15 protein-coding genes are annotated in these 25,975 nt (G+C 61.1%); 9 read left to right on the top strand and 6 right to left on the bottom strand.

Annotated features, from left to right (window positions below; genetic code table 11):
* Positions 1 to 60: 60 nt before the first annotated feature.
* The 5 genes from AB4N44_RS20500 to cobG all read right to left on the bottom strand — a co-directional run bounded on the left by AB4N44_RS20500 (position 61) and on the right by cobG (position 11,859).
* A complete protein-coding gene (locus AB4N44_RS20500) occupies positions 61 to 7,113 on the bottom strand; it encodes a TcdA/TcdB pore-forming domain-containing protein (RefSeq protein ID WP_460107779.1) in 7,053 nt (2,350 codons plus the stop codon).
* A 400-nt stretch (positions 7,114 to 7,513) separates the two neighbouring features.
* Complete coding sequence (gene cobJ, locus AB4N44_RS20495) at positions 7,514 to 9,214, bottom strand: precorrin-3B C(17)-methyltransferase (protein WP_460107780.1); 1,701 nt, start codon at positions 9,212 to 9,214, stop codon at positions 7,514 to 7,516.
* Positions 9,214 to 9,948, bottom strand: a complete 735-nt coding sequence (locus tag AB4N44_RS20490; RefSeq protein WP_370872600.1) for a precorrin-2 C(20)-methyltransferase — start codon at positions 9,946 to 9,948, stop codon at positions 9,214 to 9,216. Before AB4N44_RS20490 ends, cobJ begins: the two co-directional genes overlap by 1 nt.
* Positions 9,945 to 10,571, bottom strand: coding sequence for a precorrin-8X methylmutase (locus AB4N44_RS20485; RefSeq protein ID WP_150750043.1), 627 nt, complete (start codon positions 10,569 to 10,571; stop codon positions 9,945 to 9,947). The genes AB4N44_RS20490 and AB4N44_RS20485 overlap by 4 nt, the downstream gene beginning before the upstream one ends.
* Positions 10,564 to 11,859, bottom strand: coding sequence for a precorrin-3B synthase (cobG, locus tag AB4N44_RS20480; RefSeq protein ID WP_460107783.1), 1,296 nt, complete (start codon positions 11,857 to 11,859; stop codon positions 10,564 to 10,566). Before cobG ends, AB4N44_RS20485 begins: the two co-directional genes overlap by 8 nt.
* Positions 11,860 to 11,991: 132 nt before the next feature.
* Here cobG and cbiE point away from each other — a divergent pair, with 132 nt between their 5' ends.
* The 9 genes from cbiE to AB4N44_RS20435 all read left to right on the top strand — a co-directional run bounded on the left by cbiE (position 11,992) and on the right by AB4N44_RS20435 (position 20,854).
* A complete protein-coding gene (cbiE, locus tag AB4N44_RS20475) occupies positions 11,992 to 13,203 on the top strand; it encodes a precorrin-6y C5,15-methyltransferase (decarboxylating) subunit CbiE (protein ID WP_460107784.1) in 1,212 nt (403 codons plus the stop codon).
* The gene (locus AB4N44_RS20470; protein ID WP_160038056.1) at positions 13,196 to 14,293 is read left to right on the top strand and encodes a cobalt-precorrin-5B (C(1))-methyltransferase; all 1,098 of its coding nucleotides are present in this window, start codon (positions 13,196 to 13,198) and stop codon (positions 14,291 to 14,293) included. The genes cbiE and AB4N44_RS20470 overlap by 8 nt, the downstream gene beginning before the upstream one ends.
* Positions 14,290 to 15,018 carry a cobalt-precorrin-6A reductase gene (locus tag AB4N44_RS20465; protein ID WP_460107787.1) on the top strand — a complete coding sequence of 243 codons (729 nt, stop codon included), beginning with the start codon at positions 14,290 to 14,292 and terminating at the stop codon, positions 15,016 to 15,018. The genes AB4N44_RS20470 and AB4N44_RS20465 overlap by 4 nt, the downstream gene beginning before the upstream one ends.
* A 341-nt stretch (positions 15,019 to 15,359) precedes the next feature.
* Positions 15,360 to 15,671 carry a hypothetical protein gene (locus tag AB4N44_RS20460; protein WP_127925664.1) on the top strand — a complete coding sequence of 104 codons (312 nt, stop codon included), beginning with the start codon at positions 15,360 to 15,362 and terminating at the stop codon, positions 15,669 to 15,671.
* 47 nt (positions 15,672 to 15,718) lie between these two features.
* Positions 15,719 to 16,117, top strand: a complete 399-nt coding sequence (locus tag AB4N44_RS20455; RefSeq protein WP_134175775.1) for a DUF2946 domain-containing protein — start codon at positions 15,719 to 15,721, stop codon at positions 16,115 to 16,117.
* 49 nt (positions 16,118 to 16,166) lie between these two features.
* Positions 16,167 to 16,646, top strand: a complete 480-nt coding sequence (locus AB4N44_RS20450) for a copper chaperone PCu(A)C (RefSeq protein ID WP_127925662.1) — start codon at positions 16,167 to 16,169, stop codon at positions 16,644 to 16,646.
* 21 nt (positions 16,647 to 16,667) lie between these two features.
* Entirely contained in the window at positions 16,668 to 17,114 is a 447-nt protein-coding gene (locus tag AB4N44_RS20445) for a DUF2946 domain-containing protein (RefSeq protein ID WP_460107790.1), read from the top strand.
* A gap of 84 nt (positions 17,115 to 17,198) precedes the next feature.
* Positions 17,199 to 19,319 carry a TonB-dependent copper receptor gene (locus AB4N44_RS20440; protein WP_460107792.1) on the top strand — a complete coding sequence of 707 codons (2,121 nt, stop codon included), beginning with the start codon at positions 17,199 to 17,201 and terminating at the stop codon, positions 19,317 to 19,319.
* A gap of 161 nt (positions 19,320 to 19,480) precedes the next feature.
* Positions 19,481 to 20,854, top strand: a complete 1,374-nt coding sequence (locus AB4N44_RS20435) for a PepSY-associated TM helix domain-containing protein (protein ID WP_150775127.1) — start codon at positions 19,481 to 19,483, stop codon at positions 20,852 to 20,854.
* 41 nt (positions 20,855 to 20,895) lie between these two features.
* Here AB4N44_RS20435 and AB4N44_RS20430 read toward each other — a convergent pair whose 3' ends face one another.
* A complete protein-coding gene (locus AB4N44_RS20430) occupies positions 20,896 to 25,698 on the bottom strand; it encodes a DUF4329 domain-containing protein (RefSeq protein ID WP_460107795.1) in 4,803 nt (1,600 codons plus the stop codon).
* Positions 25,699 to 25,975: the final 277 nt, after the last annotated feature.

Here is a 25,975-nt window from a genome sequence, read left to right as displayed (position 1 = left end):
AACAAAAACGCCGCGAACGACAATGTCCGCGGCGTTTTATTGTTCAGATGAATTTACCGCTCAGGGCAAATGTTCAGCCACCACCGCCAGGCTGGCAATGGCGTCACCGTCCTGCACAGCCGCAAAAGCCTGCAACCACTGCTCGAGTGCGAACAGATAATGACGGCCAGCCATTTTGACAGCCAGTTCGCACTCACCCTGCTCCTCGACGCCGCGCACGATCAGACTGTGCCCATTGTCCGGGTCGGTCAGCACCAGGTGGCCAGCGACCTGCGACATCAGAAAATGCCCGCCCTCCGCCACGTCCAGCACCAGCAAGCCAGGTTCCGGCACCCGCCCCTCGGATGGACGTCGCACATCAACAACAATGCAATCCAGACGCTGCCAGGTTTCGGCCGATATCCGATAACCTTCCGTGCGCGAACCGAAGGTCAGAATCAACCTTTCAACGCCGTCGGCAAGCAATGGCTGTACCTCGGCCAGATCATCAGTCAATTCCAGCGCCATGACTTCCTCGTCACGATGCGCATAACTGCCCGGCAACCAAACGCCATCGACCGTTCCGGCACTGAAGAGCAATTCGTCAATGGGGTCGAACAGTAGCGGATTGGCCGCATCACGCGTACCGAGAAATGTTGCCCATTGCCCATCGTCCCGTGCGGACACCTCAAACAGCCGATCAAGCATCGGAACGTAGTACTGATAACGATTGCCGGTATTTTCAATGGGTAGAAACGCGGCATGGGACTGCCCTTCCAGCCGCCGTTTCAAACGTTCCTGCAGCTGCCCTGGCGTCTGACCTGGAGCGTGTGACCATCGGTTTTCCATGCTGATAATCCGTGCCGGTTGCTGATCCCGCAGTAGCAGCGTCACACCTTCACGGGTACGCCCGAGCAGGCCGTCTGCGTGCGGTAGCACTTCGCTGAACGCCCACGACGACCAGACCTGTTCGGCCTGGGGCAAGGCTTCGCGATGCAGCAACACGCTGCCGTTACCAAACGCCGTGCGCATCGTATCGACGCAAACCAGCGTCTGGCGCCAAAGCTGCCCGGCGCTCGCATCAAGCAACCAAACGGCCTGCCGATCAGGCGTCAGCCCCAATAACGCGAGCTCGCGGTTAGCCGTTGCGTCCATCAGCACGAGCTTTTCATCAACGCACCACGCAGCCAGAAACGGCTGACCCGGCTGGGCACGCAAACCGATGATCGCAAAGGCTGCGCTGCTGTATTCCCTGGCAAGCGCCGGTAATGCCGCCAGCCAATCCGGATTTTGTTGCAGCCAATGCCGGCTGAGGCCGACAAACTTCAGAACATTTCTATCAAGCTCGGACAGCCAGTTGTCATCCTTGGCACCGAGGTCGATTTCGAACAGTCGTCCGTCGCTTTGAGTGGCCAGGTAGCTTTCACCCACACGGGTAACCTCGATCACGTTTTTCGCCAGCGCCTTGTGCCAGAAGACGTTGTCGCGCAGTTCGATGCCATGGCTGAGCATTTGGCTTTGCTGGCTGTAAAACAGCAGCGCAGCCGCCGGGTCAGACGCTCGCGGCATGAGCATCACCCTGTCCCCTTCACTGTCAGCGCCAGCGCGCAAGTACCTGTCGTGATGCGCGGCAATCCATGCTCGCTCAAGCAGCCGATCGAAGGACCAGGCACGGGCATGAACATAGGGCGCGTAAGTCCAGGTAGTGACCGGCGAAGCCATGCCTGGTGTTTCATCTGCGTAGGGGCGGTGCTTTTTCTGGCGATGGCGGAAAAACGCGATTCGCGTTCCCTCTTCCGGCTTGAGGAAAGAACTTTCCAGACCGGGCGACCACATGTGGATGTCCGTCAGGGTCACTTCGCTATCGGTCAGATGAAACTCCAGCGTCGTGCGCACATTCATGGACTTTTGTTCTACCAACTGCTGCGAGACTCGCAGCGTGCCGTCAGCCAGTTGCCCGAAAGTGGTGATTTTCGTGCCGAGTTCCAGGCTCAGTAACCGATAACGATGGACGACCGAAGCAGTGATCACATCGACGCGCCAGACCGTGGCATGGTCGGGATGATAAAACCACGCATGAGTCGTGCTGGCGGCGCCCAGCATCAAGCCCTCATTGACTTCGCCCGGCAGATCGCGCGCATACAACAAGCGTTTTTGAGCGACATCGTAAAAGGCTGTCGTGCGCACATCGAGGCTGGCTGGGTTGAGCGCAACCTTGAACCGCTGAAGCGTGACGTATCCCGTGCCGAGGCGCATCTCCTTCTCTCGTTTGCGCAGGTGGGCAAGCACATCACGCGGATTGTTTTTATCATCGCCCAGGGTGATGGAAACCAGGTGCAGCGCATTGCCTTGCCAGTCCAGTTGAAACAACTCTCCCCCGGCCAACTCGATCAGCCCATCGAACGCCGACAGCACGATACCGTCGACCGTCAGTTGACGCCCCGCCAGGTACGTTTGCGGGGCGCCGTCATCCATCCTGGGTACGTCATCAAAGCTGACCTGCTCGATGCTGACCCAAGGGGCATGCACCAGCCATTGGGTCGCTCCATTGAATTTCACCGTTTTCAATCCCGGCGTCAGACGAAGCTGGCAGCGGTCTGACGTCGCGCTGATTTCGTAGGACAGCTTTTGCTGGCACTCCATCGGCAACGTCGGCACCGCCAGTTGGCGCACCTGCTCGTCCAGCACCACGCTGATCGTTGTCGGTTTATAGACCGGATGCAGTTTGTAGAGGATGTGCTTGAGCGACGGCGTACTGTGCAGATAAAAGCGCCGTTTGCCCTGCTCGTCGTATTCCAGCTTGTCCGCCACACTGTTGCGCAATTGCGGATAGCGAGTGTGGATGCGCTCATCCATATGGGTCTTCAGCGTGTCGGTCAATGCCGTGAATGGATTGAATAACGAGTACCAGTCTGGCCCAGGTATTTCACTGGCGTCGCGAGGCTCGACCTGCTCTCCCGGCAGTGGCTCGTAGACGTAGCCCGCGCCTCCCAGTTGATATTCGTAGCCGTAATAGCAGAGCGGCGTACACGGCAACACCACGGTATGAGGCGCAGCAGCCTTGCGAATGTTCAGCGCTGCACTCTCGGGGAGACCGAACGCGTGCCGAATATTGAGGGAACGGTGTATCTGCCTGGGATCATCGTTGTATTGCGGCAATTCCAGTGCACCGCCGCCCCACGGATAAAATCGCTGACTGTCAAAGCGCACCTGCCGGTCCTGCAGATCCAGGTGGGTGATGACGGCTTCCGGCGGGAACTGCAACACCCCCTCTTCCACAGTGAAAGCGCCCGGTTGGTAGGCATTGTGGATGGCTCGCAGGTGATTGCCGACCGCCGTTGCCTTGTCGGCAATCTGCCCCAGATTGCTGGCGATGGCAGTGGCGCCGATGCCGATGCCGAGTAAAGGCACAGACAGAAAAGCTGCGGCGGCCCCTACTGTTCCGCCTGCTGCCAATGCGGCAATGTCCAATCCCAACGCCACTGTGTTGAACGCCAGGGACGTGGAGAAGCGCGAGCGCTGCTCGTGATTGTCCGCCAGTGACAGGTTGTAAATATCGAAGCCGATATTGACCAGCGAAAACGCAAAACCAACCCCGGTTGCCGCGCGACCGAGCACCCGGCCAGACAACGACGACTGGCGCAAGAGCAGCGCCTGTTCACTGGCCAGCGCTTGCCGCACCAGGTTGATCATCTGTGCGGTATCGCTGACCACGCCAAAACCCAACTGCGCATAGCTGACGTAGACCTGTACTTGCAGCGCGATCGACAAGCTTGGCACCTGATCACCGGCCTGGTATTCGCGATGACGCATTTCGCTGATCAGCGTCTGGATCGCAAAGGCGAAACTCAAGCGACTGCCGCCATCCGCTTCCGCCGGACCACTGGGGTTGCCTGCCTTCACACTCTGCTGCAGATGCTGTTTGAGCTGAGTGAAGCGCGGGTCGGCTGTGCTGACGGTGCGCGCTGGATGGCGATTCTGCGCATCGACCAGCGTCACCGAATAAGCACCGTCCGCCTGCGGTTTGAGCGTTTCCAGCAAAGGCAAATATTCCCGCCCGAGCGAATGTTCACTGCGCAACTGCTGCGTGGCCTGAGCAAACTCCTGCGCCCAATAGCGCGCATCCATTTGCGCCAGGCTGGCGCCCATCCGCGCGTTTTCACTGAGCGAACGCTGGCGCGCCACGGCTTGTTTTGCCCAGACCGGGACACGGCCTGAATCACTCGAAGGCAGGCGCAAAAAACTGTCCAGGCGCAAACCGCTCGATAGCTTGCGGGCGGCGATCGCCGCAGTGTTCAACTCGATCACGTTGAACCGCGCTGCGGCCATATCGCCCAGCCCGTAGAACTTCGCCAGTGCGCTGTCGCCTGCGCTCAGATAACGCTCAACGCCGAGCTTCACCTGCGCGCCTTTGGCGAACGCGTAAATGGCAAAGTTCGGGTCATAGAAGCGGTAGACGAACTGGTCTCCAGCCTGCACTTTGGCCACCAGCAAGGCGTGATCACCAGTGTCGAGCAAGAAGACCGTGGACGCCGTTTTCGCCTCCAGTGTCTGTATGACCGTGTCCAGACTCTGCAAGCCGCGGGATTCACCGATGGCACTGCCGGGCAAGGCCCGTAGCTCGTTCAACGCACTGAGCAATGCCAGTGAACTGGGTTCCCTATGGTTGACGTTAGCTGTGGCGACATGTCCCACCAACGTCCGTTCGGCTGACTCGCCGACAGCCACCGCTGCGCCCATCAGCAATGCCAGCGGATAACACCGACGCCCAGGGTCACTGGCAGTGTGCATCAGCAAATCCTGCGACAGTTGCCGGGCCGAGGTCGCGCCGGCCTCGACGAACATCTCGCGCACCTGCGCACTGCGCTGGAGAATCCGCGAACGGTACTCACCCTGCGCCGTGCGATTGATCTGGCCGATACGTTCGCCCCATTGCCGCAAGGTCAGCGGCTCAAACAGTGCCTGCACCTTGAGTTCGCGCGCCGTCAGGAGGCCATCCGCCTCGCCACGCGCCAGCCCGGTCTCGAAACCGCGCGATTGTCGCTGGCGGACGGCTTTTTCCACCGCGTCATAACGGGCGAACGTGCCGTCGCCATCGGTTTCAACAGCCAGGTCGCGCACGGTTTGCCAGACCTCGGTGAAGCTGGCGTCGTCCAGACTTGTCGCACCGAAAATGCCCCCGAGCATGACGCGCACCAACGGGCTCAGCTGCTCAAGCGGCAAAGAGTCATGGGCAATGCGGCTGAACAGTTCGTTGAGGTTGCTCGATGATTCCGCGCCTTGGGAAACGGGCAGTGCGCGCACAGGTTGCGCAAGGATCAACTGACGATTATCAAAGCCGATGGAAAAGGCCTTGGTGAAGGTGATCTCACCACTCAGCTTGTCCCTCATGGCGCGCACAAAGGGTTCGCCCAGATCATCCATCAATTGTTGCAGGACTGCCGTCAACAGCACCGGTTTACCGCCGACCACGGGCCAGCCTTGTTTGAACGTCAGCGTCTGTTGCGGTTGAAGCAGATCCGCCAGTTGGCCGGTATACCGCGATTTGAGTTTGCCGGCTTTCCACTGTTCCTGCTCTTTGGCCAGCCACTGCGCCTCGTCGTCATTAACGGTCCAACCGGAGATCGCCTCCTCCTCGGTCTGGACGTTGTAACCCTCCGCCAGGCGCAGGCGCTCCTGAACCGTGACCTCGTTGTCCGGCAGCAGGTGAGTCTCGACATGGTTTTTCAATCCGGTGACTGCCGCTCCGGGGCCGGTAAGCGCAATGGTGCCGCGCGCTCCGACGCGAATGCCATCGCGGTAGTAACTTAAAATCGACTCGCTCAACTTACCCAGAAAATCCTGCAGCGTGCGTGTCAGTTGCCCCTGCGCGATTTTCTCGTTCATCACGTTTTCAATTACATCGAGCAATCGCTCCGTCTGTGACCAGTCTACCGACGATGCTATTGCCGACTTTTCAACGGCTTGCAGACAGTCATAGTTGAAGCGGATCAATTGCATGACCGCGAGCGTCATCTCGCTTTGCGGGTGTGCCAGCAGATAAGCGTTCATCTCTCGGCTGAATTGCGCGCCCATTCGCAGACCGTGTTGCGGGCTGTGGACTTCACGCGGCGCGACAAATATATGCTCGACGCCGGGTTTGCTGCGGGCAAAGGCCAGCAGTGCATCCAGATCGGTGCCTGACAACGTATCCGTGTGATCGGTGTAGCGCAGGCGGTCGCGTCCCGGCATCAAGGTTTCGTCATGATTGAGCAACAGCTGCAACACGCCCAGTCGTTGCTCGTCACTGAAACCGCTTATGTCGACTCCGCCCGGTTTGTCGGCCAGCGGCGGCAAGTAATCCATGTCAGTGTAACGACCGCCCTCCAGATACTCGGCCTGCAAGCGCACAACATCGCTGGCTGCTGCAAAGTTACCGCGCATGGACACTTCGCGTTGATAGACATCCTGTAAAAAGTGCCCGGCAAACTCCCGTCCGACATCGCGTAACTGCAAATCGGTGCCGGCCATTTGCTGATGGCTTTGCAAACAGCGTTGACGAAAGGCTTCCAGCGTTGCGCGGTCCTTGCCGTACGCACGCACCATCAAATCGATCCGGGCCTGATCAGCGCGGCCTTGCCATTGCGGTAGTTGCAGGTATTCAAACATCTCGCGCTTCAATACACGCGCACGATCTTCAATCATCTTTGCCAGCTCACTGGGGCTGGTCAGCGTGTCGCCGCCCGACTCCATCGCATCTACTCTGGCACTGTCGGATATAACCCGATTCATTTCGAAAGCGAGCAATGCATCGCTGTCATACCAAAGATTGAACTGGTAATTTTCGGCAGCCAGCACCTGGCGCCAGATATTCATGTAATCGCGCTGGATATTGCCAACTTCACTGCCGCCCACCCAGACAAAGTGCATGATTGCGGGTACCGGGCTGGGTACATCACTGAGCATGTTGACAGTGCCGGCCAAACGGCTGGCATAGTCTCGTAGTTTATCTTCAACTGTATTGATCAACGCCGGCACGGGCGCTGAGTTGCGATGTGACAGGCGCTCAAGGTTTTGCAGGAAGAGTGTTACAACTTGCAGTTTTTCAGTGAGACTCGTGGCCTGCCCGGCATTTTCGTAAAGCGCTACCAACATTGCATATTCGGCAGAGCCGGAAAGTGCCTTGAATGTTCGCTTCAGCGCAGAATATTCATCAGGCGAAATAAAATTGAACGCGCCGACATATTGCTCCATGACACCCATCAGACTTCATCCTTTATTCATTGAGAGAATCCTGGACGAAGTTATTCTGCCGGCGCGACAACTTCAAAAAGCACAAAACTCAAATAATTTCTCAAGAAACATCAAACGACAGATAAGTTCATCGCACGCATGATCCGGTAACAAACAGCTGCATGACGAATGGTTCGATAAACAAACGAAGCGGTGCTCCTGACGGAGACACCGCTCTGTTTTAAACCTTATCGGCTGACAGGGAATTTCGACTTGATATCTCACCGAGGCAACTTATTTACAACTTGCCTCGGCGTGATGCTCAGGAAAGCGGTTTTTCGCCATACCAGCGCGGCGTGTAGACCCAATCACCCCCGCCGGCGCGGGGAAAGGTGCAGGTAGTGGAAGAACCAATCAACACCATGGTGCGCATGTCCACCTGCTCCGGCGTCAACGCGCCCAACGTCGTGGTGCGCAAGGTCTGACCCGGACGGCCGATGTCGCGGCCCAACACCACGGGCGTTTCAGGTGCACGATGCTGCGCGACGATTTCCAGTGCCCGGCCCAGTTGCCACGGACGCGCGCGTGAAATCGGGTTGTAGAACGCCAACGCCAGATCCGCTTCGGCGGCCAGATCCAGACGTTTCTCGATGATCGACCAGGGTTTGAGGTTGTCCGACAGCGACATCACGCAGAAGTCATGGCCCAGCGGCGCACCGGCCTGCGCGGCGGTAGCCAACGAGGCCGACACGCCCGGGAGGATTTCCAGGTCGACGCTGTGCCACGCCGGATCAGCCGACTCGTGCAACGCTTCAAGCACCGCAGCGGCCATGGCGAACACGCCAGGATCGCCCGACGACACGACGATCACCGAGCGCCCCTCGGCGGCCAGCCTGAAGGCGTGACGGGCGCGCTGCATCTCTTCGCGGTTGTCGGTGCAGTGCTGCACCTGATCGTCGCGAAACGGCCCGGCCATGCGCACGTAAGTTTCGTAGCCCAGTACATCGGTGGCGCGGGCCAGCTCGGCTTTCACCGCCGGCACCATCAGTTCGGCAGCGCCGGGGCCGAGGCCGATCACCGCGAGACGACCGCGTGGCCGGCCAATCTTTGAAACATCCAGAGGCTGCTCGGCAACTGCGATTGCCATGCCGTGGCCGGCCACGACTATCGCCGCGGGCACTGCGACTCGCGCCAGGGTTTCGATGTCGCTCTGCGCCGCGACAAAGCGCAGCGGCACACCCAGCTCAAGCGCCGCTTCACGCAAAAGTGGCGCAGCCATTTGCGTCTCGCTGGCCAACAGACAGGCCAACGATTGCACGGCGATTTTCGCCTGCTGCAAGGCACTGCGAACGGCATCCGTCAGGTCTGATGTTTCAGCACTCACCGCCACCGCCACACTGCGTGGATAGATCAGTAACTCACTGGCACTCGCTTCACGCGCGGCACTGCCGACATGAATCGAGCGCTGTGCCTGCGGATCTTCCGGCAATTGCGCCTGATCCAGCCACGGCGCCGCGCCTTCGATGCGCACGCTATGGCCGGCCAACAGATCGGAGACAAATCGCTTGCCCATTTCCAGATCGCCCAGCGCGTAGCCAGTCGGGGGATTGAGCAGGCAGGTGCCAAAACGCAACTCGCCGCTGGTGGTGATCGCCGCGGCGACTTGCAGTCCGGCTGCGATGTCCCGCGCCATGACATTGACCCCGCCGAGGCCGCCCAACAGCGGCACCACGGCGCTGCCGTCTTCGGCCACGGCAAGTACCGCAGGTTCAGCGCCCTTTTCCAGCAGCAGCGGCGCCAGCGTGCGGATGACGATGCCGGCCGCGCACAGGGCAATGATCGGCGTGTCCTGTTGATACAGCGTACGCAGGGTCGCGCCAAATTCCTGGTAGGTGCAATCAGCGCCGTCGACGCGCCCGGCAAGGCCGTGGATCTGCGCCGCTGGGTAGACCTGCTGAATGCGCCGCGCGGTGGCCAGGCTGCCCTGACCGAGAATGACGATGGCTGGCGTGGATTGAGTCATCAGCCTTGCCACCGTTCGCCCGGCACGATGATCAGCGAGAAGTACGGCGACGACATCGGCTCGACCTGATCCATCGGCACGATCTTCTGATTGGCCATGGTTGCGCGTTCGACGTACAGCGCGCGCTCGGCCAGACCCAGTTCTTCGAGTACCTGACGCACTTTCGGGAAGTTGCGCCCCAGCTTCATGATCACCGCCGCGTCGGCATCGGCCAGACGGCGCTTCAATTCTTCATGGGGCAACACGCCGGAGAGCACCGACAGGCTCTGATTGCGATACACCAGCGGCGCGCCCAGCACCGAAGCGCCACCGAGCATGGAACAAACGCCCGGCACCACTTGCGCTTCATAGCGTGTCGCGAGGCGATCGTGCAGGTACATGTAGGAGCCGTAGAAGAACGGATCACCTTCACAGATCACCGCGACATCGCGACCGGCGTCCAGATGCGCCGCGACCGTCTCGGCGGCTTCATCGTAGAAGTCGCTGATCACTTGCTCGTAGGAAAGCGGCGCCGGCAACGCTTCGGTGGTCACCGGGTAGACCAGCGGCAGCAGGTTCTGCGCTTCTTGCAGGTGCGCCTCGATGATGCCGAACGCGTTGCCCTTTTTGCCCTTGGCGACGAAGTACGCCACCACCGGCGACTCACGTAGCAGGCGCAGGGCTTTGACAGTAATCAGTTCGGGATCACCCGGGCCGACGCCCAGGCCAATCAAACGTCCTTTGGCCTGCATCATTCGATCTCCGTGGCGAGGGCGTTAACGGCGGCGGCGGCCATGGCGCTGCCACCGAGACGGCCCTGCATGATCACAAACGGTACGCCACGGCTGTCGGCGGCCAGGGCGGCTTTCGATTCGGCGGCGCCGACGAAACCGACCGGGAAGCCCAGAATCAGCGCCGGTTTCGGTGCGCCGGCGTCGAGCATTTCCAGCAGATAGAACAGCGCTGTCGGCGCGTTGCCGATTACCACCACGCTGCCTTCCAGATGCGGACGCCACAACTCCAGCGCGGCGGCGGAACGGGTGTTGCCCAGTTCACGGGCAAGCGCAGGCACGCTCTCGTCACGCAAGGTGCAGATCACTTCATTGTTGGCCGGCAGGCGCGCACGGGTCACGCCTTCGGAGACCATCCGCGCATCGCAGAGGATCGGCGCACCGGCGGCCAGCGCATCGCGCCCGGCCTTGCCCGCGCCTTCGGAGAATTGCAGGCCGTCGACCGCCTCGACCATGCCGCAGGCATGAATCACCCGCACTGCGAGTTTTTCCAGATCGGCCGGGATGCGCGCCAGATTGGCCTCGCTGCGAATGATCGCGAAGGAGTTGCGATAAATCTCCTGACCATCGCGGATGTAATCAAGCATCAAGGGGGCTCCGAGAGCGGGCGTCGAGCAAGATCGCGGCCGCTTCAATAGTAAGGTTGCGTGCGTGCAGCGCGCCGAAACCCGGCTGCGTTGCATCGCGAAAATAGAGGTCGTAATGACCGGCACTGACGGCCAGTAACGTCACCGGGGCACAGTGGGCGGCGGCGCAAGAGCGCGTGCAGCCGCTCAGGTGCACATTGAAGGCCGAGGGCAGCAACGTTGCCAGATGGCGGGCGTCCTGCTTGGTGTCGGCCAGGCCTTTGCCGCAGCCATTGGAGCCGGTGCAGGCGATCAGGCGTGCAAGGGGTTCGGCAGCGCGGGTCAACAGGTTCAGTTGTTCAAGACCTTGCAGTACTTGCGCCGCATCGCTGGCTTGCACATCCGGCACCAGCAGGCTTTGCCAAGGCGTGAAACGCAGGCTGCCATTGCCGAAATGGCGGGCCAGTTGCGCGGCCCCGCGCAGCATTGCCGGATCGAGACGGCCCAGCGCCGGCACCGCGCCGAGGTACACCCGCCCCGAGGTATTTTGCGGATGAACGCCGATGTGCAGATCGTCCGCAACGGCCGTGCGCTGCCAATGGCTGACAGGCTTGATCGGCAAGCGCGTGCTCAGTTGCTCGATAAACGCCGAGAGCGGCAACTCGTCGAGCAAATGGCGCATGCGTGTTTGCTCGGGGCGCGCCAACTCAAGAAACAATTCCAGTACCGCCACCACCAGTGCATGGCCGTGTTCCAGTGCCACCGCGCCGACCGCGCGATCCGCCGGACATCCGGCCAGACCGAACGCCAGCAACACTTCACCGTCACGCTCGAACGCCGACAACCACAGATCATGGGGATGTTCGAGCATCGCCAAGGCTTCCCCGCCATCCAGTTGCACGGCGAACTTGGCGCTCAGCTCGTGGAAACGTGGATGGCTTTGCAGCGTGTCGAGGATCTGTTCGGCGAGGGGCCGGGTGTCGAAGTGCATCTGCCGATCAATCCCGGCCGCAGGGCTGAGCATCAGGTTGCGCACATCGTCACCGGCCGCCGTGCGCGGCCCGAGACCGGCGGCGAGCAGACGCTCGATCAGCGCTGCGGATTGCTTACCGATCCCGCGAATCTGCAGATTGGCGCGGTTGGTCGCCTCGATCGCGCCGCCGAACTGTTCGGCTGCATCGGCCACTGCATCAGCCTGATCGGCGCTGATCGAACCGCCATTGAGCTTGATCCGGCAGATGCCGCCGTCCAGTGCCTGGACGATACGCAGCAACCCCGGGCAGGCCGAGGGGCGTAAGGCGGTGGACATCGGGCGTTCGTTCAAGGGGCGGACCGGCTGCGTGGGAAAAGCGCTTCGCGGGCGAAGGCGCGGTATTATGCCTGCTTTGTCCGCTGGCATGAAAAGTCTGCCCGTCGGAACGGCGTGTTTAGAGGAATATAGATGTCACCCTGGCTGACGGTAGTGGGAATCGGTGAAGACGGCTTCAAGGGCCTGGGCAAAAACGCCCGGCGTGCCCTGTTGGGCGCCTCGCGGATCGTCGGTGGCCAGCGCCAACTTGATTTGTTGCCGGTGTGCATTCGCGGTGAACGGCAATTGTGGCCGAGCCCGTTTTCCCTGGCGCCGGTGCTGGCCCAGCGTGGCGAAGCGGTCTGCGTGCTGGCCAGTGGGGACCCGATGTTCTACGGCGTCGGTGCCAGCCTCGCCCGTCAGGTGCCGAGCGACGAGATGCTGATCCTGCCGGCACCGTCGTCCTGCTCGCTGGCCGCCGCTCGTCTCGGCTGGCCGTTGCAGGACGTGGTAACGCTGTCGTTGGTGGCCCGACCACTGGCGGCGCTCAATGCGCAATTATTCAGTGGCGTGCGTCTGTTGTTGCTGAGCAGCGACGGTCAGAGCCCGGCTGCTGTTGCACAATTGCTCCGTGAGCGCGGCTTCGGTTCGAGCCGGATGTGCGTTCTCGAGCATCTCGGCGGTGACACCGAACGACGCATCGACAGCAGCGCCAGCGCCTGGGATGACGCGCCGATAGCCGACCTCAATGTCATCGCCATCGAATGCCTGGCCGATGCCGACGCCCCGCGCCTGTCACGCCTAGCTGGATTGCCAGACTCGGCATTCCAGCACGACGGCCAATTGACCAAACGCGACGTACGCGCCATCACCCTCGCCCGCCTAGCCCCGACCCCCGGCGAATTGCTTTGGGATGTCGGCGCCGGCAGCGGCTCGATCGGTATCGAGTGGATGCGCGCGCACCCCAGTTGCCGCGCCGTGGCCATCGAAGCCGATGACGGCCGCCAGCAATTGATCGAGCACAACCGCGATGCGTTGGGCGTGCCCGGTCTGCAATTGATTCGCGGCAAGGCGCCGCAGGCGCTGAACGGACTGGAACGCCCGGATGCAATTTTCATTGGCGGCGGCGTCACCCGTGAGGGCGTGTTCGAAACCTGCTGGGAGCAACTCAAGCCCGGTGGCCGTCTGGTCGCCAACGCGGTGACCCTGCAAAGCGAAGTCACCCTGATGAACTGGCGCGAACGCCATGGCGGCGAACTCACGCGTATCCATGTCGCCCAGGCGCAACCGCTCGGCGAGTTCGACACCTGGCGTCAGGCGCTACCGATCACCCTGCTCGATCTGGTCAAACCCCTCGATGCGTGACGAAACTGCCGAACAACCTGCGCCGCTGCGCAGCGGCCTGACCACTGGCAGTTGCGCCACCGCCACCAGCCTTGCCGCCGCGCGTCTGTTGCTCGGCGGACACTCCGCCGATGCGGTGCAGATTGTTTTGCCCAAAGGCAAACAGGTGCAGATGCGACTGGAGTTCTGTCGTTTGACCGATGACGGCGCCGAGGCCGGAACGATCAAGGATGCTGGCGACGATCCCGACGTGACTCACGGTGCCCTGCTCTATTCGCGGGTAAGGTTAATGGCCGAGCCGGGGATTCGCTTCAATGCCGGTGCCGGCGTGGGCACCGTGACCCGGCCGGGACTGGTGCTCGGGGTCGGTGAGCCGGCGATCAACCCGGTACCGCGCAAAATGATCAGCGATCACCTGACGCTGCTCGCCGCCGAGACTGGTTATGCCGGCGGCTTCGACGTCACGGTCAACGTCGAGGGCGGCGAAGCGCTGGCACTGAAAACCATGAATCCGCGACTGGGCATTCTTGGTGGGCTGTCGATCCTCGGCACCAGCGGCATTGTCCGGCCGTTTTCCTGCGCGGCTTACATCGCCTCGATTCATCAAGGCATCGACGTGGCGAAAACCAACGGTTATCTGCACATCGCTGCCTGCACCGGCAACGCCAGCGAAGACACCATGCGCCGGGTCTACGATCTGCCGGAAATCGCCCTGATCGAAATGGGTGACTTCGTCGGCGCGGTGCTCAAGCATTTGCGCAAAGTACCTGTGGATAAACTCAGCTTGTGCGGCGGCTTCGGCAAGATCAGCAAACTGGCCGCCGGGCACATGGATTTGCATTCGCGGCACTCGAGTATTGATTTGCCGCAACTGGCGGAGTGGGCGGCAGCGATAGGCGCCGATGAGCCATTGCTGCAAGGCATTCGTGAGGCCAATACCAGTCAGCAGGCGCTGGCCATGGCCAGTGCGGCAGGGATCGCGCTCGGTGATGAAGTCTGCCGCCATGCGCTGAATTTTGCCCGCAGCGTGGTGCCGGCGCAGGTGCAGGTCGAGGTGTTTGCGATTGATCGTCAGGGCGGGATCGTCGGGCACGCCGGAGGTTTTGCATGAAGCGGGTTCTGCTGTTGGGCGGCGTGACGGAAGCGCTGGCGATTGCCCGCACGCTCGGGCCAGAACATATCTACAGCCTCGCCGGTGTTGGCCGGGTGCCGACGGATCTGACTTGTCAGGTGCGCGTCGGTGGCTACGGGGGCGCTGAAGGGCTGGCGCAGTTCATTCGCGACGAAGGCATCGACTTGCTGCTCGATGCCACGCATCCCTATGCCGCACAGATCAGCCAGAACGCCGCGACCGCCGCACGACTGACCGACATCACCTGCTGGGCTTTGCGCCGTCCGGCGTGGCAGCCGCAGCCCGGTGATGACTGGCGCGAAGTCAGCGACTGGGCCGAGTTGATCGCTGCCCTCAAGCCTTTCCGCCGTCCATTGTTCACCCTCGGCCGCGAACCGCTGCAGCACCTCGATGAAATCCCTGCGGAGCAGTTCTGGACTCTGCGCGCCCTCGACGTCTATCCGGGCAATGAACGCTGCGAAGTGATCGGCGCACGCGGGCCGTTTCTGCTGGAGGATGAGCGAGCGCTGTTCGAGCGGCGGCAGGTCGATGTGTTGATCAGCAAGAACAGCGGCAGCACCGCGACCGAGCCGAAGCTGGAAGTCGCGCGTGAGCGTGGGGTGCCGGTGCTGGTGTTGAAGCGACCCGGGTTACCGGGGGTTGATCGGGAGTTTGCCTCGGTCGACGAAATCCTCATGGCCCTCGCGACCGTTAACCTTATCTAAAAACAAGCGCAGTTCTCACGGACGCCTTCGCGGGCAAGTCGAATAGTCGCACCGCCGCTTCCACAAGGTTCGCGACGTACACAGACTACGTGTTCGCCACCGACCACTGTGGGAGCGAGCCTGCTCGCGAAGACGTCGGCAACGTCTGCACATCATTGCCTGCCCCACCGCTTTCGCGAGCAGGCTCGCTCCCACAATGTCACGAGCTCGACTGGATATCTGACTTGAATCCTACAAACGCGCCGGACACTGCCCACAACAACTTAACGAATCACTGACTATCGGCAGTCAGCGTCCACCTCTACGCTCAACGTCTTTGATTCCAAGGGCGTACACATCCAATGTCAGAAAAATTCTCCCGTTTCGACGTCAAGGATTACCTCAAAACGCCTGCCGATCTTAGCGAATACATCAAGGGTTGTGAGATCGAAGACTCGGGCGATGGGCAGCTCAACCGGGTGGCGCTCCGAGACTACAAGCAGACCATTCGTGCACGAATAGAAAGCGACTCGAATTTCGCCCAGGCAATGCGAATCGAAGCCGCTACACTCATTTATAACGGCGAAATCGAGCTGGGGCGCAGGCTTCTCAAGCTCTTGCAGGCAGCGCTGCGACACCAAACCGCACGACGCTTTTTTACTTATCGGCCCTGATCAGGCTAAATAGCCGCGCCTGATCGCCCACCCAATGGATCTGTCCCATGAACCGACACCGGCTAGCAATTGCCTGGATCGCCTGCTTTGCAGTGCTGTTCAACATGCTCGCCATGCCGATGACCGGGGCGATGGCGCAGGCGGCCAATTCACCGGCCGAACAATGGCTCTGGAGCAGTTTCTGCACCGGCAGCGGAACCAAGATGGTGGCGATCAACATCGGCGCCAGCGATCAAAAAGCCCCGACCAACGACACTCATTCGAACATGCAGCATTGCTGGTGCTGCTCGGGCTCGGCGCCATTGGTGGCGCTGCCGGCGCACTCGCCGCAGCTGTATTTCGCCCGTTATGAAAGTAATCGCAGCGTGGCGCCCGCCTCACTGCAAACACCCACGCCGCGCCAGCAATGGCCGAGTCTCAATCCCCGTGCTTCCCCTCTGGTTTGATTTGTTCGCGCAATTGACCTGCGTTTCAAATCGTTCTGGAGAGACTGCCATGTTGAACAAACTCATCGTAATCGCTGCGCTGTTGCTGCCGGCGTGCTTTGCCCATGCCCACGAATACAAGGCCGGCGAACTGGAAATCGCCCACCCATGGTCGCAGGAGCTGCCGCCCAACGCGCCGACCGTCGCCGCGTATTTCATCATTCACAATGCAGGCAAAACTGCCGACCGTTTGCTCAGCGTCGACTCGCCCATCGCCCCCGAAGCCCAACTGCACGAGCACGTCATGCAGGGCGATCTCATGAAGATGCAGCAAGTGCCGAGCGTGGAAATCCCGGCCGGCGGCAACGTGACATTCGCGCCGATGGCCTGGCACGTGATGCTGCTCAACCCGACCGATCGCAGCCTGCTCAGCGATGGCAAACGCTTCCCGCTGACGATGCATTTCGAGAAGGCCGGTGACGTCACCGTCGACGTCTCGGTGCAGAAGAAGCCACCGGAAACCACGCAGGCCCACGCGCACGCTCAGTAAGCCTTTCGGCAGACTCCGCCCATGCGCCCGCTGAGCGCCAGGCCTTTGCGGCAACGCCGTCAGACTCAAACTCTGACTCGCGGCAGCTGGATCGCCCTGTTCGCCATGTTGATGATCTTCATCGGCCCACTGATTTCTCAGTCGATGCCGATGGATCAGCACGCCTCGACATCGATGCCGATGAGCATGGACATGTCGATGGACATGCCGCGCATGGATCACAGCGGCCACGACGCCAAGCCCTCAGCCGAACACTGCCCGCCACAATCCTCGCACCACGTGCTGTGGGAAAAGTGCGGCTATTGCAGCCTGCTGTTCAATTGCCCGGCACTGACCGGCGGCGGCGATTTCGTCGCCTTCAACATCCCACCGCTCAACACCTTCACCCCGCCCTCCCCACGCCTGGGCCATGCCCGGCAACCCTTCTTCCCCGGCGCCCGCACCCGCGCCCCGCCCATCGCCACGTAAACACGCACCTTTGATTGCACACGGTTGAGAAGACAGCTTCAGGCTGCCGGCCGTGTCGTTTACGACTGTTTGATGGAAATTGTCATGTCCAGGTTTGCTGCTGTTTCACGCTCGGGCTGTGCCCCGGCGTCCTTCGCTTTGACCGAATCGCGGATTCGTTTCAGGCACGCTACCGCCGTCCTTTGCGGCGTTCTTCTGTCCCCGCTGGTGCTGGCCGATGATCACGCCGGCCACAACGAAGAACTCAGTCCAACGGTGATCACCGCAATTGCGCCGAGCTCGCCACTGACCATCGTCACCAATCCAAAAGATCCGCGCCAACCGGTGCCGGCCAGTGACGGCGGCGATTATCTGAAGACCATTCCGGGCTTCGCCCTGGTGCGCAATGGCGGCACCAACGGTGATCCGGTGCTGCGCGGCATGTTCGGCTCACGCCTGAACATCCTCACCAACGGCAGCATGATGCTCGGTGCGTGCCCCGGCCGGATGGACGCGCCGACTTCGTACATCTCGCCGGAAACCTACGACAAACTCACCGTGATCAAAGGCCCGCAAACCGTGCTTTGGGGTCCGGGCGCGTCGGCGGGTACGGTGCTGTTTGATCGTGAGCCGGAGAGCTTTGGCGAACTCGGCACACGGGTGAATGCGAGCATTCTGGCCGGCTCCCACGGACGCTTCGACAAAGTCGTCGACGCCGCTGCCGGTGGCCCGCTGGGCTACGTGCGAATGATCGGCAACACCGCGCATTCCGACGATTACCGCGACGGCAACAACGATATCGTCGCCTCGCGCTACGACAAGTGGAACGGCGATATCGCCGTCGGCTGGACCCCGGACGCCGACACCCTGATCGAACTCACCGCCGGCAAGGGCGACGGTGAAGCGCGCTACGCCGGGCGCGGCATGGACGGTTCGCAGTTCCTGCGGGAAAGCCTCGGCCTGCGTTTGGAAAAATCCAGCATCACCGACGTGCTGGAGAAACTCGAAGCGCAGGTCTACTACAACTACGCCGACCACGTGATGGACAACTACACCCTGCGCACGCCGTCCGGCACCGGGATGATGGCGGGCCCGATGGCGTCCAATGTCGACCGCCGCACCCTCGGCGCACGGATCAAGGCGACCTGGCGCTGGGCTGATATTCAGCTGATCACCGGCCTCGACGCGCAGACCAACGAACACCGCCAACGCAGCGGCATGGGCATCGACACCTACAAGGATCAGCCGTACACCAAGGACGCCGATTTCCATAACTACGGTGTGTTCAGCGAGATGACCTGGTACGCCGCCGACCGTGATCGGCTGATCAACGGCGCCCGTGTCGACCGCGCTTCGGCCAAGGATTACCGGCAAACCACCGGTTCGGGAATGATGAGCCGCCCCAACCCGACCGCCGACGATACCCGCGCCGACACCCTGCCCAGCGGGTTCATTCGCTACGAGCATGACCTGGCCGACAGTCCGACCACGCTCTATGCAGGTTTGGGTCACGCGCAGCGCTTTCCGGATTATTGGGAGCTGTTTTCGCCCAAGTCCGGCCCGGCCGGATCGGTCAACGCGTTCGATTCGATCAAACCGGAAAAGACCACCCAGTTCGACTTCGGCGTGAACTACAAGAGCGCCGAACTCGAAGCCTGGGCCTCGGGTTACGTCGGCGTGATCCGCGATTACATCCTCTTCGACTACACCCCGGGAATGATGGGCATGAGCACTTCGCGCGCCGAGAACATCGACGCGCGAATCATGGGCGGTGAACTCGGTGCCGCGTACAGACTCACCGATAACTGGAAAGCCGATGCGACCCTGGCTTACGCCTGGGGCAAAAACAGCAGCGACGGCACGGCCCTGCCGCAAATGCCGCCACTGGATGCACGCTTCGGCCTGACCTATACCGAAGACAACTGGAGCGCTGGCGCACTGTGGAGGGTGGTTGCCGCGCAAAACCGTATCGACCAGAACAAGGGCAACGTGGTCGGCAAGGATTACGACAAGAGTTCCGGCTTCGGCGTGTTCTCACTCAACGGTGCCTATCGGATCAACAAACACTGGAAGGTCAGCAGCGGCGTCGACAACCTGTTCGGCAAGGCTTACGCCGAACACCTGAACCTGGCGGGCAACGCCGGATTCGGCTACCCGGCCAACGACCCGCAAGCGATCAATGAACCGGGGCGCACGCTCTGGACCAAGGTCGACATGAGTTTCTAACACCCACCCATGTGGGAGCGAGCCTGCTCGCGAAGGGGACGGCACATCCAACGTTGATGTCGTCTGGCACGACGCCTTCGCGAGCAGGTCGAATCGTCGCACCGTCGCTCCCACAGGGTTGCAGAACAACTAGAAGATCCAAGCCAAGCGGAGCACACGTGATGAAACAGCCCAAACCGAATTTCTACAACCTGGCCTGGCGTTGGCATTTTTACGCCGGCCTGTTCGTCGCCCCGTTCATGGTGATGCTGGCCCTGACCGGCATCATCTACCTGTTCAAACCGCAGCTCGATTCGCTGATGTACAGCAGCCTGCTCAACGTCCCGGCCGGCCATCACACTGTCCCAGCCGATGACCTGCTGCAGAGGGTAAAAAGCGCTTATCCACAAGGTCAGATCACCCAGTACCTGCCGCCGGTGAATGCTGAACGCAGCGCACAGTTTGTGGTGAAGAACGCCGGCCAGGAACTCAATGTATTCGTCGATCCGTACCATGGCGACATCCTTGGCGAACAGGATGCCAAGCAAAACCTGCAAGCCATCGCTCGCGCCATTCACGGCGAATTGATGATCGGCACCGTCGGTGACCGCCTCATCGAAATGGCTGCCGGGTGGGGTGTGGTGCTGGTGGTGTCGGGCCTGTTTCTGTGGTGGCCGCGCGGTCAGGCAGCGGGCATTCTGTGGCCACGCCTGAACAGTCGCGGCCGCGTGTTGTGGCGTGATCTGCACGCGGTGACCGGATTCTGGGGCGCCACCCTGCTGCTGGTGATGTTGCTCAGCGGCATGACCTGGACCGGTTTCTGGGGCAAGCAATACGCCCAGGTGTGGAACGTGTTCCCAGCCGCGATGTGGGACAACGTACCGACCTCCGACATCGAGGCGCGCACCCTTAACACCGCCACCCGCCAGACCGTGCCATGGGCGATGGAAAACACACCGATGCCGATGTCCGGCGACCATGCCGAACACATGGCCCACGGCAACGCCAACGCCGGTCCCGCCGCACCGGGGATCAGCCTGCAAGACGTGCAGAACATCGCCACTCAGCGCAAAGTCGAACCGGGCTACAGCATCACTCTGCCGACCACCGCCACCGGTGTATTCACCATCGCTGTGTTCGCCGATGACCCACGCAACGATGCGACCCTGCATGTCGATCAGTACACCGGCAAGGTTCTCGCCGATGTGCGTTTCGAACAATACGGCAGCGTTGCCCGCGCCACGGAAATCGGCGTGATGCTCCACGAAGGCAAGATGTTCGGTACCTTCAATCAGATCGTCGTGCTGCTGATCTGCCTGATGATTCTGCTCAGCGCCGTCAGCGGCGTGGTGATCTGGTGGAAGCGCCGGCCACAGGGCAAGTTCGGCGTACCGCCGCTGCGTCATGACCTGCCGAAATGGAAAACCGGCGTGGTGATCATGCTGGCGCTGGCGGTGGTCTTTCCGCTGGTGGGGGCTTCGCTGGTGGTGGTGTGGTTGCTGGACAGGCTCTTATTGACCCGTTTCGCCCAGCGCACCGCCGATCTGGCGCCCTGACGTCACAGGCGCGGGCAGCCTCATCTGCCCGCGCCTGCGTCTTACAGCTCGTCTTTTCTGCGCACGGTGCCTTCAACCGATGATTGCTGACGACGTATTTTCCAGCCATCGCCCATTCGCCCCGTCTGACGCCAGTAGCGTCCGGCGACCAGCACGCGCAACTCGCCCAATTGCATGAGTTGCGAGACAAACTCGGCAGGGCTTAACCGACTGATCCACCGCCCGTCCTTGAAAACAAGCGATCGAGCCGACAGCAGCAGATCATTTTCGGCGGCGGAATAATCGGGGGTGTACTTGAGCAACACTTGCTCGGGCGTCGAATAGTAATAGGCCTGAATATTCAGCCCTTTGTTTTTCAGTGCATGGGTATGTGCATGCATTCGATCAGGCGCAGGGAAATGGGCCCTGACTTGCTCGACGTCCGCTGACAGCGTGATGTTGGGCGACAAATTGAACTGGTGGCTGGCCACACACGTGTAACCGTCGAACAGACTCAACGCAGGATTGCGAGACGAAGAATCCTTGGCCGTATTGAATAGTTGCTCACGTAGACGGTCACCATTGGCGAAACCGGCAATCGGTTCAAGGGGCACAAAGCGCTGGCGCGTCGACCGCGCCAGAATCGCCCCTTCGTACCCGGTTCGGCCAAGTGTTTCTTTATCCACTCGCTGCTGGGCATAGCGCGCGGCATCGTCGGGGTGATGGAAAATCGGTCCCAGTGCCGGCACCGGATGACGTTGCCAACGCTGCTCGTGGGGCGTATCGGCAAGTTGCGGCTGCCAGTCTTCTGTCACCTGACCATGACGCGACCAGCAGTCACTGGTTTCAATGACCTCGAGTCGGCCAGCTTTGGCCATCCGCTGAACGTACCCGGCCAAACTGAACCGGCCTCTGGCCATATCGCGCTCATCGACCGTTGCCTGCTCAGGCGATACGAACGAGTTGGGAAGCAGCTTGATCTGGCCAAACTCGTCATAAAACTCGCCAGGCTCGAACGCATGCAATTGCCATTTCAACAGAGCGCCGTCGGCGCAGGACAAGTAAATCAGCTTGTACCCCTGAGGCGTGCTGGCGCGCCTACAGGCTTGCTGAATATCGTTTGGCGCAAAAAGGAAATGGCGCACATCATCGGCTCGAACGCCAACCGGCGGCAACGGCGCACGCAGATACAGCGCGTCCCAGGCATATCCGCGCAGCCATCGGCCTTGGGGGAAAACCCGATCCAGCGCCAGCTCGGAACGCTGCGCTGGCAGCGGCAACGTGGCGAGGTACACGCCCTCGCGAGCGTACAGGACGAATCCGAACGTCAGTGTGTCGCGACTGACCGAAGCCTCATGCACGTAACGGGCAGTCGCATCGGCCTGCAGGAACAGCGGACTGCACACCGGGTCACGCATGGCTTGAGTGTAGTCAGCGGCAGATCGCAGATCGTTGGCATAAGGTGTCCATTGCTCCACGGCGCGGGGCGAGCCCCAGATTTCGCTGCCGGTCACAACCTGCAAATAGCCGATTCTGGCCAAGGAGTTGATCCAGGCAACCGGTTGCAACTCACCGTTGCGGATGCGCTGTCTGATGGCGTCTGCATCGAGAGCGGCGGGAACCTTGGTGTTGTCCGACAGCGCCGCTGCAAGGTCAGCCCGCAAGCGCTCCCACAAACCCGGGTAATAGCAGATCAACGCACCGTCCGGGGCGAACAGGTATTCATCCCAATCCTTGAAGTGGCGAGTGAACGCCGAGTACACGGTGTCGACCGACAGCATGTTCAGGTAAATCTGCTTCTGAACCGGCGAAAACGTGACCGACAATTCCCGAACGACCCGGGATCGATAGCGTGCCGCAATCTTGCAACCCAAGGGAAACAGGCCTGCGCGCTTGCTCTCATCCGGGAAGATCTCTGTGCTGTCGAAATTTTCCCGTGAAACTTCGACCGGTAGCGTGGCCACGTACAGCGCATCCGCTCGGCGCAGAATCAGGCCACCCCACGTCTTCTCGCTAGCGCTGGGCAGAAGCGATCGGACATACACCGCCGCGTCGTCAGCGCTTTGGAAAGCCGGGCTGAGCCAGCGCCGCTCCAGGTTTGCAAAAGGCTGCCAGGTCGGCTTGACCTTGCCCGGGCGATCCCAGCACTCGCTCGTTCTGATGACCGACAGTTCGCCACTGCTGGCCACCACATGGACGAAATCCGTCGCGACCTTCGCACCGGAAAGCAGATCGCGCTTGATGCTGTCGAGCGTCGCTTGCGAGGTGTTGTCATGAAACAGTTTACTGGTCGCGCTGCGCCGGTATTTCAACAGCGCACCCTCTCGGTTGGCGATATACAACGCTGCCGGCAAGTCCGAAGCGACCAGCGGACGCCGCGGCGAGTAATACATCGCAACGGTGAGATCGTCCGGCGTGATGAAGTAATGCGCCAGCCAGTCGGCGGGCCGCTCAGACAGATCCTTTACGCGCTGATGCGAATAAAAGCTGGCAAACAGATCGAAGCCTTCGGGATATCGATACCAGGGCTCGGTGGTCATAGAGGCAAACACGCTATCCAGATCGAACAGGTTGTCGCGCCGTTCACTGACCGGAATCAGTTCGGTAGCGATAAATTCCTCCCGCTCCCTGTGCTTGAGAATGAATCCGAACCATGCGCGCTTGTCGTCCTGCAAGCGCGTATCGCGAGCGTACTGACTCTGCGCCGCTTCGTCCGCCGACGCGAAGAGCGCGCCGTACAGAAGGTGCACCGGTCGTTTCCACGGCAACGGTGCTGGCGAAGTCGGCCCGGGCGGCGTCAGTTCGGGGTACGGCGGCAGATCCGGCTGGGATAACGGCGGACCAGGCAATTCGGGAGGCGGGGGCTCGGTTGACGCTGGCAGGGGTAACTCTGCGAATGCCCAGCCTGCAACTATCGGCCCTCGATACCCCCACAACGCATCATCGATCAGGCTCACCAACTCGCCGGCTGCCGCCTGCTCACGGACAAACGCCTGCGGCCGCTTGCTTCCCGCGTCCAGATCCCTGGCCAACGTGCCGGGGTGCTGGCGAGTGCCGAGGCGAGTGGCAAGATCCTTCGCGGCCAGGGTCACTGAAGGCGTGTAGCGGATCAGACTGTCCCGGCCGCCAGAGCAATACAGAACAAGCGTGTCGGCCAAAGCCTGGCGCACTTCTTCGACGCTCAACATCTGCAGGCTGAGCAACGCCTCCCGCGGCGTCCAGCGGTGATACCCGACGTGCACCGGATCGAGCCGCGACAACGCAACATGGGACACATAGCGCGCCTGCAAGCGATGATCATCGGGAAATATCGTCTGCCCGTGGTTGTCCAGCGGATAGAGCCGTCCCTGGCTCAGCGTGTCGATATCGCCTTCCCGCGGCTCGGTCACGACGAAGCGTTTGTCGCTGCGCTGAAAAACATACCCGGCATACTGTCGATCACGGCGAATGCCGATCTGATCATGGGCATACCGGGCTGCGTCATCGGCGCTCAGAAAATCCCGGCTCAGCACCGGCCAGGGGAAATGCGCGAAAGGTTGCCATTGCAGATCCACCGGCCCCAGTTGCGCCCACAAGGCACTGCCACGCACGACGTTGAGCCTGCCGGCCAACACCAGCATCGAGACAAACATACGCGGACGAAGCGTGTCAGCCAGCAGTCTGGATTGCACCCCGTTGTCGCCGATCGTGCCGTCGGCCTGTTCGACACTCAGCGCCGCTTCGACCGGACTGCCGCTGAACTGGTATTGCAGCATCGCGTAGTCTGTGGCCTGCATGAACAGCGACAATGGCCGGCTGGCAGCCAACCAGCGTTGACTGCGGGCACGGGCTGCGATGGCCAGAGCCATTTCCTGCGGGGTGAAAAAGTTCTCATAGAGCCACGGTTGCACCGGCGGAAACTGCGTCGGGTCAGGGCGTGACGCAAAGTAAAAGCCTTCCAGCGCATAGCCGGCCGGCAGGCGCAATTGACCGCTGGCCTCCAGCGGAAAGATTTTTTCCGGATCCCACGCGTCCAGCCCGGCAGGACGCGCATGGGTCGCGACATATTCTTCTGCACCGCGCTTTTTCAAGAGCAGGCCCGTCGTCTGCGCACCTCGGGATTTCAGCGCTGCGAGCACGGCACGTTCGGCATTGACGCAGACGCGCGTCATCAGAGGCAGCTCGGTGATCACACCGGCGGAAAAAGGTGCGCCGGCTTTCCAGGCTGCGGGGACCTGCCCAACGGAATGTCCCCAGTCGGCACTCGAAACAATGACTTTGAGTTCTCCCACGGTCGCGAGCTTGTTGATCAGGCTCATCAACTCATAAGCCCCCGACGGATGCCCAGAAGGCGCGCCGGATTGATGCCAGAGGTAGTAATCGCGCTCCTCAGGCGAGCCGCTCGACACATATTTGAGCAATGTGCCGTCGGCACCCGACAGATAAGCGCTGCGAAAAAAATCCCGCGCCGTCACATCGCCAATGAAGTCGGCCGCCGAAAAGAAACTGATGAAGAGCCTGACCAGCCTTTCATCCTGACGCGGATTGTCCTTGCGGAACTCATCATGCAGCGGCGGATGGCTATGCAAGCTGGCGACGCATCGGTAGCCCAGCGGATGGAGCATCATGCCAGCGGCATCGATTTCGAGAAGGGAGCCAAAGTCGAAGCGTGTGGGTTCACCCGCTATCGGTGAGGTGACCACGAATTTTCCATCCGGACGCAGCAGAATAACGCTGCCGTACTCCTTGTCCGATTTCCGCGCAATGCGCGTGTGGGCCCAATACGCCGCGTCCTCCTCAGTCAGAAACGCCGGGCTCAGAGGGGGCAGCTTGAATTTTGCGGAAGTCCTTGCAGCGCGGCCGGATCGGCCAGACACATCATTCATAAAAAATCCTGGGAGAAAATCGGGATGGCTGCGAATGAGTGTGTGCCTGCGGACCAAGCGAGCCGCGGTACATGTTTATCGTTTATGTATCCGCATCTATAGCGTCAGGCCGCGCCCCAATCTGGCGCACCTCGACGCACCAACGCCCACACCCTGTCCGTTCGTGGTGCGCACCGCGGTCATGCGAGCGCTCTGAAACGACATTTTCCTGCCCGATCCCGACCGGGCACAGCCCTTGCAAAACACACCTTCAGTCGTCCGCATCTGCCAACCAGAA

The organism is Pseudomonas sp. S3_C06, assembly GCF_054667675.1.
The sequence above is the reverse complement of the archived record's forward strand: the minus strand, read 5'-3'. Positions and strand labels throughout refer to the sequence as shown.